The organism is Aerococcus loyolae (genome assembly GCF_002871915.2).
Classification (GTDB): domain Bacteria; phylum Bacillota; class Bacilli; order Lactobacillales; family Aerococcaceae; genus Aerococcus; species Aerococcus loyolae.
This window is the reverse complement of the sequence record NZ_CP126958.1, coordinates 1,566,357-1,580,969: the sequence shown is the minus strand read 5'-3', so window position 1 is coordinate 1,580,969 and position 14,613 is coordinate 1,566,357. Positions and strand designations below refer to the sequence as shown.

General features: G+C 41.8%; 19 protein-coding genes and 1 riboswitch. Of the genes, 18 read left to right on the top strand and 1 reads right to left on the bottom strand.

The features are described 5' to 3' along the window. The first annotated feature begins 17 nt into the window (after window positions 1-17). The 17 genes from CJ190_RS07110 to rpsI all read left to right on the top strand — a co-directional run bounded on the left by CJ190_RS07110 (window position 18) and on the right by rpsI (window position 11,625). Window positions 18-671, top strand: coding sequence for an adenylate kinase (locus CJ190_RS07110; protein WP_064292997.1), 654 nt, complete (start codon window positions 18-20; stop codon window positions 669-671). A 99-nt stretch (window positions 672-770) separates the two neighbouring features. Next, complete coding sequence (gene infA / locus CJ190_RS07105) at window positions 771-989, top strand: translation initiation factor IF-1 (RefSeq protein WP_013669764.1); 219 nt, start codon at window positions 771-773, stop codon at window positions 987-989. 23 nt (window positions 990-1,012) lie between these two features. After that, window positions 1,013-1,126, top strand: a complete 114-nt coding sequence (rpmJ, locus tag CJ190_RS07100) for a 50S ribosomal protein L36 (RefSeq protein ID WP_083307092.1) — start codon at window positions 1,013-1,015, stop codon at window positions 1,124-1,126. 25 nt (window positions 1,127-1,151) lie between these two features. Continuing rightward, window positions 1,152-1,517 carry a 30S ribosomal protein S13 gene (gene rpsM / locus CJ190_RS07095; RefSeq protein ID WP_060778667.1) on the top strand — a complete coding sequence of 122 codons (366 nt, stop codon included), beginning with the start codon at window positions 1,152-1,154 and terminating at the stop codon, window positions 1,515-1,517. A gap of 31 nt (window positions 1,518-1,548) precedes the next feature. Beyond that, on the top strand, window positions 1,549-1,944 hold the full coding sequence (rpsK, locus tag CJ190_RS07090; RefSeq protein WP_013669034.1) for a 30S ribosomal protein S11: 396 nt from the start codon (window positions 1,549-1,551) through the stop codon (window positions 1,942-1,944). A gap of 76 nt (window positions 1,945-2,020) precedes the next feature. Further along, window positions 2,021-2,965 (top strand): DNA-directed RNA polymerase subunit alpha, encoded by a 945-nt coding sequence (locus tag CJ190_RS07085; protein WP_064292998.1) that lies wholly within the window; start codon window positions 2,021-2,023, stop codon window positions 2,963-2,965. A 27-nt stretch (window positions 2,966-2,992) separates the two neighbouring features. Continuing rightward, a complete protein-coding gene (rplQ, locus tag CJ190_RS07080; protein WP_013669270.1) occupies window positions 2,993-3,373 on the top strand; it encodes a 50S ribosomal protein L17 in 381 nt (126 codons plus the stop codon). A gap of 209 nt (window positions 3,374-3,582) precedes the next feature. Then, window positions 3,583-5,466, top strand: a complete 1,884-nt coding sequence (locus tag CJ190_RS07075; RefSeq protein WP_064292999.1) for an acyltransferase family protein — start codon at window positions 3,583-3,585, stop codon at window positions 5,464-5,466. A 51-nt stretch (window positions 5,467-5,517) separates the two neighbouring features. Further along, window positions 5,518-5,643, top strand: a riboswitch (FMN riboswitch). 65 nt (window positions 5,644-5,708) lie between these two features. After that, window positions 5,709-6,548 carry an energy-coupling factor ABC transporter ATP-binding protein gene (locus CJ190_RS07070; RefSeq protein ID WP_064293000.1) on the top strand — a complete coding sequence of 280 codons (840 nt, stop codon included), beginning with the start codon at window positions 5,709-5,711 and terminating at the stop codon, window positions 6,546-6,548. Continuing rightward, window positions 6,524-7,402, top strand: coding sequence for an energy-coupling factor ABC transporter ATP-binding protein (locus tag CJ190_RS07065; RefSeq protein WP_064293001.1), 879 nt, complete (start codon window positions 6,524-6,526; stop codon window positions 7,400-7,402). Before CJ190_RS07070 ends, CJ190_RS07065 begins: the two co-directional genes overlap by 25 nt. Next, window positions 7,392-8,186 (top strand): energy-coupling factor transporter transmembrane component T family protein, encoded by a 795-nt coding sequence (locus CJ190_RS07060; protein WP_070598121.1) that lies wholly within the window; start codon window positions 7,392-7,394, stop codon window positions 8,184-8,186. Before CJ190_RS07065 ends, CJ190_RS07060 begins: the two co-directional genes overlap by 11 nt. Window positions 8,187-8,289: 103 nt before the next feature. After that, on the top strand, window positions 8,290-9,084 hold the full coding sequence (truA, locus tag CJ190_RS07055; RefSeq protein ID WP_064293003.1) for a tRNA pseudouridine(38-40) synthase TruA: 795 nt from the start codon (window positions 8,290-8,292) through the stop codon (window positions 9,082-9,084). Between the two features lie 99 nt (window positions 9,085-9,183). Further along, complete coding sequence (locus CJ190_RS07050; RefSeq protein ID WP_064293004.1) at window positions 9,184-9,375, top strand: hypothetical protein; 192 nt, start codon at window positions 9,184-9,186, stop codon at window positions 9,373-9,375. Window positions 9,376-9,458: 83 nt separating this feature from the next. Further along, window positions 9,459-10,418: a serine hydrolase gene (locus tag CJ190_RS07045; RefSeq protein ID WP_070598122.1), complete on the top strand. Its 960-nt coding sequence runs from the start codon at window positions 9,459-9,461 to the stop codon at window positions 10,416-10,418. 56 nt (window positions 10,419-10,474) lie between these two features. Next, complete coding sequence (locus tag CJ190_RS07040; protein WP_013668826.1) at window positions 10,475-10,636, top strand: hypothetical protein; 162 nt, start codon at window positions 10,475-10,477, stop codon at window positions 10,634-10,636. Between the two features lie 139 nt (window positions 10,637-10,775). After that, the gene (rplM, locus tag CJ190_RS07035; RefSeq protein ID WP_013669478.1) at window positions 10,776-11,219 is read left to right on the top strand and encodes a 50S ribosomal protein L13; all 444 of its coding nucleotides are present in this window, start codon (window positions 10,776-10,778) and stop codon (window positions 11,217-11,219) included. A gap of 13 nt (window positions 11,220-11,232) precedes the next feature. Further along, window positions 11,233-11,625, top strand: a complete 393-nt coding sequence (gene rpsI, locus CJ190_RS07030; protein WP_013668580.1) for a 30S ribosomal protein S9 — start codon at window positions 11,233-11,235, stop codon at window positions 11,623-11,625. A gap of 189 nt (window positions 11,626-11,814) precedes the next feature. Here the strand turns inward: rpsI and CJ190_RS07025 are convergent, their stop codons facing one another. Further along, entirely contained in the window at window positions 11,815-13,014 is a 1,200-nt protein-coding gene (locus tag CJ190_RS07025; RefSeq protein WP_064293006.1) for an MFS transporter, read from the bottom strand. Between the two features lie 473 nt (window positions 13,015-13,487). Here CJ190_RS07025 and CJ190_RS07020 point away from each other — a divergent pair, with 473 nt between their 5' ends. Further along, on the top strand, window positions 13,488-14,555 hold the full coding sequence (locus tag CJ190_RS07020) for a hypothetical protein (RefSeq protein ID WP_070598123.1): 1,068 nt from the start codon (window positions 13,488-13,490) through the stop codon (window positions 14,553-14,555). Window positions 14,556-14,613: the final 58 nt, after the last annotated feature.

The following is a 14,613-nucleotide window of genomic DNA, read 5'->3' as shown; positions in this document are numbered from 1 at the left end:
ATTGGGAGTGCATAGAGATGAAAAGAAATATTATTTTGATGGGCCTACCTGGTGCAGGTAAGGGAACCCAAGCTGAACGCATTGAAGCAGCTTATAAAATTCCTCATATTTCTACTGGTGATATGTTCCGCCAAGCTATGGCTGACGGCACGGAATTAGGGAAGAAGGCCAAGTCCTATATGGATTCTGGTTCTTTAGTACCTGATGAAGTAACCAACGGCATTGTCAAAGATCGCTTAGCTCAAGTCAAAGACGATGAAGGCTATATGTTAGATGGTTTCCCAAGAACCATCAACCAAGCCGAGGCTTTGGAAGAGATTACGGCAAGTATTGATCAACCCATTGATGCAGTCATTTACATTGATGTTGATCCTGAGGTGTTAAAACAACGTTTAACCGGTAGAATCATTTGTCGTTCATGTGGGGCAACTTATAATGTTAACTCTAACCCACCAAAAGAAGAAAACACCTGTGACCGTTGTGGGAGTCATGATTTCTACCAACGTGAGGATGACAAGGCTGAAGTTGTCGAAAATCGTATCCAGGTGAACCTCGAACAAACCAAGCCCCTGGTTGAATTCTATGAAGCTAAGGGCAAACTCTATAAGGTTCCTGGCGACATTGGCATTGAAAATGTCTTTAACCGCATTTCTGAAGTTATCGAAGATTAGACTTGATAACTATTCTTTGTTGTGGTAAAATATTCGAGTTAGTCGAAAGATACACCTACTGTTTGAAGCTATTACTTGGATAGACTGGGAGGATATATTGTGGCTAAAGAAGATATGATTGAAGTTGAAGGTACTGTTACTGAATCGTTACCAAATGCAATGTTCAAAGTCGAGCTCGAAAACGGCTTTGAAGTTTTAGCGCATATTTCAGGAAAAATGCGTGTTAATTATATCCGTATTTTACCTGGCGACCGTGTAAAGGTAGAAATGTCTCCTTATGACTTAAGTAAAGGACGTATTACCTACCGATTCAAGTAATGGTGGTATAAGGAGGTAAAAGAGTGAAAGTTAGAGCATCAGTAAAACTTATTTGTGAAAAATGCAAGGTAATTCGCCGTAGTGGCCGTGTGATGGTTATTTGTGCGAACCCTAAACATAAACAACGTCAAGGTTAATTAATAGATAGGAGGGACCAGATAAATGGCACGTATTGCAGGAGTAGATATTCCTAGAGATAAACGCGTTGTTATCTCATTAACCTACATTTTCGGTATCGGTAAAGCCACTGCTGAAAAGATTTGTGAAGCTTGTGATGTTTCCGAAGATACTCGTGTTCGTGACCTCACTAACGATGAACTTGACCGCCTACGTAAAGAAGTGGACAAGATCAAAGTTGAAGGTGACTTACGCCGCGATATCAATATGGATATCAAACGTTTACAAGAAATTGGTTCATACCGTGGTATGCGTCACCGTCGTGGCTTACCAGTTCGTGGACAAAATACTAAAAATAACGCACGTACCCGTAAAGGTAAACGTGGCTTAGCAATCGCTAAGAAGAAATAATTAATTTAAAATAAAGGAGGTTAGCATACAGATGGCAAAAGCAAAACGTCAAGGATCACGTAAACGTCGTGTCAAGAAGCATGTTGAGTCAGGCGTTGCACATATCCACTCAACATTCAACAATACTATTGTGATGATTACTGATGAACAAGGAAATGCGATTTCTTGGTCTTCTGCAGGGGCTCTTGGCTTTAAAGGTTCCCGTAAATCAACACCATATGCTGCACAATTAGCTTCAGAAACAGCTGCTAAAACAGCAATGGATCATGGGATGAAAACCGTAGAAGTATCGGTAAAAGGTCCTGGCTCTGGTCGTGAATCTGCTATTCGTGCACTTCAAGCTGCAGGATTAGAAGTTACTGCAATTCGTGATGTAACACCTATTCCTCATAATGGTTGTCGTCCTCCAAAACGTCGTCGTGTTTAATGTTTTAAAACGATTGATGCATTTGGACTTACTTAAAGGTGCAAGTTTTCACGTTTTGAAAGGGGTAAACTACTAGATGATCGAAATTGAAAAGCCAAATATCGAAACCATTGAAACCAGCGAAGATAATAAGTTTGGTAAATTCGCTGTCGAACCACTAGAGAGAGGTTATGGGACGACTTTAGGTAATTCCCTTCGTCGTGTACTTTTATCCTCATTACCAGGGACAGCTGTTACATCGATAAAGATTGAAAATGTTTTACATGAATTTTCAACTATTCCAGGAGTACGTGAAGACGTTACCCAAATTGTTCTTAATATTAAGCAACTTGCGCTTAAATTATACGATGTCGATGAAAAGGACATTGAACTTGATATCACTGGACCAGCTGAAGTAACTGCTGCAGATATTACTGCTGATGCGGACTTCGATGTTTTGAATCCAGATCTACATATTTGTTCTTTGGCTGAAGGTGCCAAAATCCATATTCTGATGCATGTTAAGAATGGACGTGGCTTTGTTCGTGCTGAAAACAACAAAACGGACGACATGCCTATTGGTGTCATTCCGGTCGATTCAATCTATACACCAATCAAGAAGGTTAACTACCAAGTAGAAAATACCCGGATCGGTGAAGTCAATGAGTACGATAAATTGACTTTCGATATTTGGACGGATGGAACGATTGCCCCTAAGGAAGCTTTAAGCTTAGCGGCTAAAGTCTTAACGGAACATCTTGCAATCTTTGTTAGCCTAACTGATGAAGCTCAAGAAGCTGAAATCATGGTTGAGAAAGAAGAAACACAAAAAGAAAAAATGCTCGAAATGACCATTGAGGAATTAGACTTATCGGTACGGTCCTATAACTGCTTGAAACGGGCAGGGATTAACACCGTTGAAGAACTTACTCAAAAGACTGAAGCAGAAATGATGAAGGTCCGTAACCTAGGACGTAAATCATTAGACGAAGTCAAGGGCAAACTCGACGCATTAGACTTATCTTTAAAAGATGATGACTAATATCTTTAAGAAGGAGGAATACTAAGAATGAGTTACCGTAAATTAGGTCGTAGTAGCTCTCAACGTAAAGCCTTATTACGTGATTTAACTACTGACTTATTAATCAACGAACGCATTACCACGACTGAAACTCGCGCTAAAGAAATTCGTAAAACTGCTGAAAAAATGATCACTTTAGGTAAAAAAGGCGATCTCGCTTCTCGTCGTCGCGCAGCAAGTTACTTACGTAATGAAGTGAGCGATGTTCGTGTTGAAGACGAAAAAATCGTTATTGAAACCGTTCTTCAAAAGTTATTCAATGACTTAGGTGAACGCTACGCTGACCGTCAAGGTGGTTATACTCGTATTTTGAAAACCGAACCACGTCGTGGCGACAACGCTCCAATGGCGATTATTGAATTAGTATAAAACTTTTGAGTGTTATGATGATGGAAAGGGGCTTTTGCCTCTTTCCGAGTCTAGCTCTTTCATCCCTAGGCAGAAGTCTAGGGATGAAAAAGTTTGTTTTTTATTGAGACATATTATATGTCTTTTTTTTTGCGCTTTTTTAGTTTTCGGTAGAGAATATTTGTTATAATAATAATGTTAATGAACATTTATAGAGAAGAGGTTTCCCCATGCGCCAAGAACGGCTATATTTACCTCAGCTAGATACCCTGAGGCTCTTTGCCATGCTTGCCATCATTTGCTATCATTTCTTCACCAATTCCTTGCCGGGTGGCTTTTTAGCGGTGGATATATTCTTAATCCTATCAGGCTACTTGGTGATCAGTCAGTTAGAACGGCGGTTTAGGGAAGGCAAGTCCTTCAGACTGGGCTGGCAGTTTTTCAGGCGCTTAGGGAAGATGTTTTGGCCCTTGGTCTTTTTTATTATTCTCTTACTAGCGCTCTTACTTCTATTTCAACCTGAGCTGTTAACCAATATCCGCCCAGTGGTCTTCTCCAGCTTGGCCTTTGTCAATAACTGGTATCAGATTGCCATCGGGTCTTCCTATTTTGCTGAATTTCTCCACCCCTCGCTTTTGACCCATCTTTGGTACTTAGGGGTCTACCTACAATCGCTAGTGGTTTTTTATTTCATCTATGGCTTACTGCGGCGGCGGATGACCAAACAGCATTTTACTTATTTCTTAATCGTCTTAGCCTTGATGTCAGTGGCCTGGATGGCTTTTATCTTTACTCCCGGTCAAGATCCCAGTCGGGCCTACTATGGGACCGATAGCCGCTTATTTTCCTTTTTACTGGGAAGCATTGCTTTCTTGATGGGGGAAGAAAGCATGGACTTCTCACATCGCTTGCTTAAGACGTCTTGGACGCCAGACTTAATTGCCCTAGTGACTGCTGGTATATTAGCAGTCTTGATGAAATTCTTGAATGATTCTTCCATATGGACTTACTACGGGGGCATGTTGGTCTTTGACCTACTGGTAGTCTTATTTGTCTTGGCTATTGTCCAAGATCAGTCCTTTATTGGTAAGGCTCTTCGTTTTAAGCCTTTGGCCTATATCGGGCGGAAGAATTATTTTGTCTACCTGACCTATTATCCGATTTATATTGTCTTTACCGCTCACGCCAGTCAACAAAACTGGTTTACCATGCAACCGTGGTTACAGGTCTTGGCCATCTTTGTAATAGGTCTACTCTTAGACGCCTTAGTTAACCAGCGCTTAGTGACAGTCCCGATTTATTTACGGCCTAAAGGGGAGCCCCTGCGTTTAATTACAGGCTTTCGTCAAGTCCGGTCTAAGGAGACTCCTTGGTATCAAAAAGTTCTCTTTTGGGGCTTTACCCTGGTTCTAGCCCTGGCTCTCTTTGCCCTGGTGACGGCACCTAAGGGCGAAGTGGTTCTCAAGTCTGAAGCTGAAGCCCGGGAGGCCCGTGAAGCGATCGAACAAGCCAACCGGGAAAAGCATACCATCGCTAGTGATAGTGACGAAGATATTGAAAAATACCGGCAATCGCTCAGTCAAGACCAACAGGCCATTGTCAGTGATTTCTCCAATGAGGTCCTCTACCAGGCGAACGGCCTCAGTTTTACCTTCTTAGGCGACTCCTTAACCATCGATGTCTCTAAGGGGATTACGGCCCTCTTCCCACGGTCAAATATCTGTGCCAAGGTGGGACTCCAAGTCTACCAAGCAGGTGAAATGATCGATAGCTTTAGCGCTGATAATGAGATCCAGGATAAAGTGGTGGTAGACTTAGGAGCCAATGGTGGCTTTACTTCCCAACAAATCAACCAATTGCTGAAACGCTTTGAAGGTAAGAAGATTTACCTGGTCAATACCCATGTCAACCGACCTTGGCGCCAACAAGTTAACGAAGCCTTGAAAGCAACCGCTGATAGCAGGAAGGACTGTCAATTAATTGATTGGTCCGCTTACTATGATCAAAATGCCCAAGCCGATTGGCTCAGCCAAGATGGCATTCACTTCTCAAAAGCGGGGGTCAAGGCTTGGACCGACTATGTGGGACGGGCACTAATTGAAGATAATAAGTGATAAATCAGTTGAAATATAGCACTGGTTCCGTTACACTAATAAGAGATTTACAGATATCTTCGGGGCAGGGAGCGTTTCCCGACCGGCGGTAAAAGTCCGCAAGCTATCAAGGGATTGATAGGAATGAACTAGTGTAATTCTAGTACCGACAGTAAAGTCTGATAGGAGAAGAGTGAATACGATAACTATAGCCCCTCCGTTAATTTGAACGGAGGGTTTTATTTTAGAAATGGGGAGACAACTTGGAGTCGATCATCTCTGTCAAAGATGTTAGCTTTCGCTATGATAAGGAAGAAGACAAACAAACCATCAAACAGGTTTCTTTTGATATCTTTGACCAAGAATGGGTAGCCATTATCGGTCATAATGGCTCAGGAAAATCTACCATGGCCAAACTAATTGATGGCTTATTAGAAGCAGAATCCGGCCAGATTCGGGTAGCCGACTTAGAGCTCAATGAAGCTAATGTCTGGACGATCCGGCAAAATATTGGTCTGGTTTTTCAAAATCCTGATAATCAATTCGTTGGGGCTACTGTTGAAGACGATGTGGCCTTTGGCTTGGAGAATGCTGCGGTGCCACACGATGAAATGGTCGAGCGGGTCAATTGGGCCTTAGAAGAAGTCGGTATGTCGGCTTATCGGCAATATGAACCCAGTAACTTATCAGGGGGGCAAAAACAACGGGTAGCCATTGCTGGCATTATTGCCCTCCAGCCCCGGGTCATTATCTTAGATGAAGCTACTTCCATGCTTGACCCAGAAGGGCGTGAAGAAGTGATGGAGGTCATCCGCCGTCTAAAGGAAAAGAGCCAGCTCACCGTCCTATCCATTACCCATGACTTAAGTGAAGCGGCCAGTGCGGACCGGATCTTAGTTTTCCGCCAGGGAGAAATCGTTAATGAAGGCAAACCGGCAGAAATATTTTCCTATGGGGATAAGTTGATCGATATGGGATTGGGCGTGCCCTTTAGTGCGCAATTAAAAAATGCCCTAGCCCAACGTGGTTTTTCATTTAAAAAAGATTACTATACTGAGGAAGGGTTGGTGGATTACTTATGCAAATTGAATTCCAAGGCGTAAGTTATGCTTATGGGGCAGGCACTCCCTTTGAAACCTTGTCTTTGCATGATGTCAATTTAACCATTCCCGACCAAAGTTTTACCGCCTTTATTGGCCATACCGGTAGCGGGAAGTCAACCGCCATCAAACACCTTAACGGCCTCCTGAAGCCTACCCAAGGAACAGTTCAGATTGGGCCAGACCAGGTGACCAAGAATTCTAAAGGGGAAGTTCTACGGCGCATCCGCAGCCAAGTAGGGATTGTTTTTCAGTTCCCCGAGTCGCAACTTTTTGAAGAGACTGTCCTTAAAGATGTCATGTTTGGCCCCTTAAACTACGGAGCCAGTGAGGAAGAAGCCCGTCAAAAAGCCATTGAAGCCCTTGACTTAGTTGGGTTAGCGAGTGAGCTTTATGACCAATCACCCTTTGACTTATCTGGTGGGCAAATGCGTCGAGTAGCTATTGCTGGTATCCTTGCCATGGAACCCCAGGTCTTAGTCTTGGACGAACCCACGGCTGGTTTGGATCCTAAAGGCCACCGGGACATGATGGCCATGTTCTACCGACTCTATAAGGAACGCCAGTTGACGGTGGTTCTGGTGACCCATCAAATGAATGACGCCGCCCAATATGCCAATCATATTGTCGTGATGAATAAAGGAACCGTGGTTCGTCAAGGACCCACAGCAGAAATCTTTTCTGATGCTGACTGGCTCAGAGACCATAGCCTGTCACTACCTGATAGTTTAGAATTTAAGGCGGTTTTAGCTGACCAAGCAGGAATTCAACTCCAAGACAATCCGCTAACCGTTGACCAACTCGCGGATAGTATTCTTAACTATTTTGAACTAGGGGAGGTTCAAGATGAAGAATAAATTTATTATGGGACGTTATTTGAACGGGGATTCTCTGGTCCACCGAATGGATCCAAGGGCCAAATTGATCATTATGTTCATCTTACTGATCTTTATCTTTTTCGCCAATAATGGCCTGACTTATGGGATCTTAGGTCTCTTAGTGGTGGGCTTTGTCTGGTTGACCGGGATTTCTTTGAAAATCTTTCTCAAGGGCTTAAAGCCGATGATCCTATTGATCCTAATTACGGTGACCTTACAATTATTCTTTACCCGGACAGGGGAAGTCTACTGGCAATGGGGCTTTTTAGCCATCACCGATGAAGGTCTATGGAATGCCTTATTTATCTTTTTACGTTTCGTTTATATTATTTTCATTTCTACTATCCTTACCTTAACCACTAAACCCCTGGATATTACTGATGGCTTAGAAAGTTTGATGAAGCCCTTAAAAAATATTCTACCAGTCCATGAAATTGCCCTAATGCTATCCATTGCCCTGCGCTTTGTACCGACCTTATTAGAAGAGACGGATAAGATTATGGATGCCCAATGGGCCCGTGGGGTTGACTTTAGCGAGGGCTCCTTAATGAGCCGGATTAAGGCCATTATCCCCATTCTAGTGCCCCTCTTTGTCTCGGCTTTTGACCGCGCCTATGACTTATCCATTGCTATGGAAGCGCGTGGCTACCAAGGGGGCGAAGGGCGGACCAAGTACCGTTTACTCCACTGGCACCAACGCGATACTATGGCTATCGGGCTAGTGGCTTGTGTTTGCCTAGCAATATTAATCTTTAGGTCCTAATGGTCAAGGCAAGTGAAGAATGAAAAAAGTGACAAAGCTGGCAGTGATGGCCGGCTTTTCCTATTTATTTGTGATTATATAAGGAGAGAGGCGTTTGATAATTATGCAGCAACGCTATAAAGCGACGATTGCCTATGATGGTAGCCCCTATGTGGGCTTTCAAGTCCAACCCAATGGTCCCAGCATCCAAGCTGCCCTGGAAAAGGCCTTGAAATTAATGACGAAGGGCCAAGAGATACCTGTCTATGGGTCTGGCCGTACCGATTCTGGGGTCCATGCCCTAGGGCAAGTGGTTCACTTTGACTACCCTTCAGAGATTGAAACGAAGGGCTTATTACGGGCCTTAAATAGCATCTTAGATGACGCCATTTGTGTGAAGGCGGTTGAACCGGTGGAAAAACACTTCCACGCCCGCTACCATGCCTTGAGAAAGGCTTATTTATATAAGGTGTCCTTGGCCCCTTTTGTTTCGCCTTTTGACCGCCATTACGTTCTCCACCATCCCTATCGTACTGATGTTTCTCGGATCCAAGCCGCCTTGCCGGCCTTGATAGGGGCGCATAACTTTAAGAGTTTCTGCTCCACTAAAACGGATAAAACCGTCTTTGACCGGGAGATCTACCGGGCCGAATGTCAGTCCTCTGAGGACGGCCAGGCCTTGACTTTTTATTTTGAGGGCAATGGCTTTCTTTACAACATGGTGCGGATTATTGTGGGGACCTGCTTGCAGATTGGCGATGGTCTGCGTCCAGTGGACAATCTCAGTGACTTGCTAAGGATTCAAGACCGGAACGCCGCGGGGCCCACCGCCAAGGCACATGGCCTCTACTTGCACCATGTGGACTATCCCAGTCGAGCGGAACGGATTGCTAAGTCAGAGGCGAACGGCTTCTATTAGAGAAAAAACTAGGCCTTTATCGGCATTTTTGCTATGATTATAGTACTTATTATTTGTAAAAATATTGTAAAATAACCCTTATTATAGAAAGAGGATTGGATGCCAAGATACCGCAAGTTATATGATGAAGACGGTAACGAATTTATTGTTGAAGAAAAGTTAAAAGGGGAAGAACTGGAAGAGTTTGGCGATGCCTTACAGGGCTGTGGAGCTAGTCTGCAAGGCTGTGGTTGTTTATTAACTTTATTCATAACCATACCGATTTTACTCATGCTGGCGGGGATATTTTAGTTAGCCTTGGTATAGCTTATTCCAATTGAAAGACACTGTATACTATTGATCGGTAAATAATACAAGGAATTGTGGAGGAAAAGATGGTAAAGATAAGTTTCTTGCTAATAGGCTTGATCATCCTAGGCGGCTTTGCTTATTTACTGGTGCGGGCCATTCGCTTAGATAAGTTAAAGGCCACCAAACAAGTATTGGCAGTCATTACAATGCTTTTATTTGTACTTAACCTGGGCCTGGCGGTCTCAATTATCCGCCAGCAGGCTGCGGGAGAAAAGCAGCAAATCGACAAGATGGCTGACCAATACCTGGCCTGGCTGGATAAGGAAAGCGGGGCCAGACAATCTAAGGCCTTGGAAAGTGCCTTGCAAGGCTTAGTCAGCGACTTGACAGAAGGGCAGGTTGGGATAGCGGTTTTTAACCAAGAGGGGAAAAAGATCGTTGCTATCAATGACCAAGTCGACTTTATTACTGCCTCTACCTATAAACCTCTTCTAGCCGCTGCTGCCCTTTACCTCTTAGAAGAAGGGGAAATTAGTGCCAGTCAGGAAGAGCGGATTAAACAGCTTATTATCCCAACTATCCAGTGGTCTGACAATGACCGCGCTATTACCCTAGGGCGCGATATTGTCAATTATGACCGCTTTAACCAAATTATGCATGATTGGGGTTTTCAGACTTTTCGTGTTGAAACCTCTGGGGACTATTCCTTACATATTACTCCTGAAGACTTGGCCCGTTTTTACCAGGAACTGGAGCAGGGCAAGCTATTGAATAGCGAACATACGGCCTTCTTGCTCGAGCAATTGCAGCAGTCTCAGGAGCCAATCCCCTTTGACGAGGCCCTGGCTGGAGAGGATAATTATTGGAACAAGTATGGCTTGCTCACCGGTATCTACAATGAAAGTGGAATTTATAAAGACGCCAAGGGAAAAAGTTATTACCTGGCCGTGATGACGTCCGATTGGTTAGCCAGTGATAGTGAGAAAACGGACTGGTTTAAGCAATTAGCTGAGGTCTTTAACCAGTACTTGTATAAGGAGTAAAGGTTCAAGGAAAGACCTTGTAGATAGATGAGAAATGAAGGATAAGGAGCAGACCAATGCTGATCTTTTTAGGTTTTCTAGTGGCCCTGGGTTTAATTGGGTCGTCTTACTATTTTTACAAGCGGGAAGGGCGAGGTTTCTACCTTCTTTTCGTTTTGATTGGCTTCCTCCTATTGGCGGCCATGGTGGTCTTGTCGGCCTATTATTTTTTGGGCTAAGTAGGGGCTAAAAAATAAAAAAGACTTGACTTTAGGTGAAATTAAAGCTATGATATTAGACGGTATTGTTTGCCCCACGATCGGCCCCGGAAACCAATTGTGATACGCAACAATCGTAAAGTAAACGGAGGAAATAAACATGCGTCAAACTTATATGGCAAAAGCTAGCGAAGTTGAACGTAACTGGGTTGTTCTTGACGCGACTGATATTGCATTAGGTCGTTTAGCAGCTGTAGCAACAAATATGTTACGTGGTAAAAATAAACCAACTTTTACCCCTAATGTTGATACTGGTGATCACGTGATTATCATCAACGCTGATAAGGTAAAATTAACTGGTAATAAAGCCCAAGATAAGAAATACTATCACCACACTGGTTACCCAGGTGGGATTAAAGAAACCACTGCTGGTAAATTACGTGCAGAAAAACCTGAACGTTTAATTGAAACCGCAGTTCGTGGTATGTTACCTAAGAATCGTTTAGGCCGTAAACAATTCACCCACTTACATGTATACAGTGGTAGCGACCATAAACATCAAGCGCAACAACCAGAAACCATCGATATTACAGAATTAATTTAAGGAGGGAACAGCAGTGGCACAAGCAAGTTATCAAGCAACAGGACGCCGTAAGGATTCTACTGCCCGCGTACGCTTAGTACCTGGTACTGGTAATATCTTCTTTAACGGTAAAGCGATGGAAGAATACTTACCATACGCATCCTTATTCGTAATCGTTAAACAACCATTAGCCGTAACACAAACTGAAGGTCAATATGACATCCATATTAACGTTCAAGGTGGCGGTTTTGCTGGCCAATCTGGTGCAGCTCGTCACGGTATTGCCCGTGCATTATTGGAAGTAGATCCTGACTTCCGTAAACCATTAAAAGAAGCTGGTTTATTATCACGTGACCCACGTATGAAGGAACGTCGTAAACCAGGTCTTAAGAAAGCGCGTAAGGCACCTCAATTCTCCAAACGTTAGAATTGGCGTCATTACAGCATTTACAACACCTCTTGGTTCACGCCATGGGGTGTTTTTTCTTGCCTTTTTTTCAAAGTTCACGCCACTTTTCACGCTAAGTTCACGCCATTAGTTTTGAGCGTAAAGAATTGCTTCATAACAAAAGAAGCCTCTCAACAATTTTAACTGGTTGAGAGGCTTTTTCAGTTTTTATTTGGTCATGTTACTGAATCTGTTCCAATAATAGAAGCCTAAAAGCAGCAGGAATGAGATCAGAAAGCTCATGGAAACAATTAAACTGGTTGAAAATCGATTAAGCAGAAGACTCATAACCAATAAGCAGAGCATGGAAAATAGACGTGATACGGTTGACTTTAAGGAAACTAGAGAAGAAATATTATCTTCTGAAACGGCATCATTAAAATAGGAGTTGACTATATATTCAATTAGGAAAAAGAGAAAAACGAATATAATATATGCTGAACTAAATAAAAAGAATTGCTTGGATAGGAGTAAAAAGGGAAGAATGACCATTATCAGTATCAATAGCTTGATAGAGAAATGCCTCTTTTTGAATCGTTCTTTCACATGATCAATGGGTACACTATAAGCAACTATAGTGATTACTTGAAAAATGACATAATAGAAAATAAAATGTTCTTCTTTAACTGATTTTTCTAGTAAAAAAGCCTGCCAAAGTTGGAAATGAGTTTGAAAGAAGATTTGACTGATCAAAGCCACACAGAATATTTTTCGTAGTTTAGCATTATGCATGAGTTCGGAAAAACTTTCTCTAATTTGTTCTTTCATTAAGACCGTATTGATGGAAATAAGATCTTCATTTTTTCTAGGATTTTCTTGGTAAAGAAAGTAAACCAAGAAAATAGAAATGCCGGTTAATAGAATGGCTAGTAAATAAATAAGGATGTTTATTTTAAAATATAAAAAACTACCTAATACACTGCCTAATAGTAAGGCAAAGGTTTGGGTATTATTATCAATCGAAACAAATTGAGGAATCAGGGCACGATCACTTTCTTTTAAGGAAACAATAATTTCTGAATCTAAAGTACCACTATCAAAGGCAGAGGCTATGCCATAGGTAAACCAGGCAAGTGCAAGGGTCCAAAAATTTGAAGTGAATAGAACTAAACAAAACATCACTATTAACAAAACTTTAGACAATAAATATAAGGATTTTCTCGACCACAAGTCTGAAATGACTCCACTGGGAAACTCGGAAAGAATCATTCCACCACTATAGGCCATTTGGATAAGAGCGATTTGTGAGAGTGATACTCCTTTTGCCAGTAAAAGCACCGTTAAAATGGAATGGGGCAGCGCATATGAAATGGTGGTTAAGAAAATCGATAGAAGATAAATTCTAATGTTTTTTTTAAGTAGGTTCATCACTTACACCTTCTTACTAACTGTTATTTAGCTAAAATTATTTTATAAATATTAACTCTTTGAGTATAAAAGTCAAGCTGATAAGTAAATGAAAGATTCTTAGAGAGAAATTGTGTTATATCGATGTTAATTTATTTATAACTTATAGATAGCTAGCGATCGTTTATAAATAATTTACTGTTTTATTTGGTGGAAATTTTCAAAACTTTTTATAACATCCGCCCTCTCCGAGCTAGGAAATATTAGCTCGGAGAGGGCGGTTTTTCTTTGTTTCATCGCAAGAATGACTACTTACTAAAAATTCCCTTATAAAGGTATAAAATAAGATTTAAAGAAAAACAATTTTGTTTATTTACATATATTTTATTATAATTATTAAAAAGAAAAATTATTATAGAATATATGCTAAAAATCCTTTATAATAATAGCGCTAACATGTTAGAAAATATTATTTATTAAAAAGAGGAATGTTTATGTTAAGTAAAAATAATCAACATGAGCAGATACGTAAGCGTAGTCAACGTAACTATCACTATGCTATCAAGAATCTTAAAATAGGTGTATTTTCAGTAGCTGTATCGGTAGGATTGAGTTTTCTAGGGCAAGGGGCTATTGTCCAAGCCGCAGAACTCCAAGCTGCTGACACGCTACCAAGTTCTGCTACTGTTGTCGATGAGAATGCTAAAGAAAATAAGAATAGTCCAGTACTAAATGAAGCTGTCCACGCTGAAACGCCTGCTTCCAATACACAAGCAAGCAGCAAGCCAGCTGAGGTTCAGCCAGAAGCGCCAAAACCAGCCCAAACTGGTCAAGCAGATAAGGTTCAAGCAGAAGCGACAAAACCCGCTAAAGCTGAGCCCACAGCTGAAGTTCAACCAGTATCTGACGAAAAAGAGAATAAAGTAAGTAATGTAGAGAAGGCAGCTTCTCTACAGGCTGAAAAACCTGCAAACGAAGTTGCTCAACCAGAAAAGGGAGAAGAAAAACCTGCTCCCAAACAGGATGCAGCCTCCGAAAATTCTGAAGTTCGGGCCGTGAATTATGAGGGTGAAGGAGAACGAGTTAATACCTCAGCACCTAAGTCGATTGATGAAGTTACCCTGCCTGAATACGCAGGGGCTTTGTCGCATAATTTCTTTGAAGAAGGATTAGAAAATTCGACAGATAAAATAAAAAGCTTTGTATTGGATAATCCAGAAGTGAAAAAGGCCCTCGAAAAGAGCGGTATTGATCCAAGTACCATTGATGTTAAAGTAGATGACTCTGCCTTTAAAGTGACAAGACCATCTGACCAAGGGACACAAACTCATTCCACCACCTATGGACCTAATCGTCGTGAAAAAGCTGCAGATATTATTGTGACTTTAACTAAAAACGGTAAGAGTAAGACGATCAAAGTAAGAGGGGTTTACTACCGTCCGCCTTATTCCTTCCAAGATAAGGGAACCGGAAGTCCAGCAAACCATTCAATGCATAATGTTGGCAAGCTCAATGTTAAAGATCCCAATAACTATACCCTAACTCAAGCAGAAAAAGATTAATTTATTGAAGACTTTAAAAAAGCAAACACCCACATTGATTTAAAAAACGCCAAGTTTG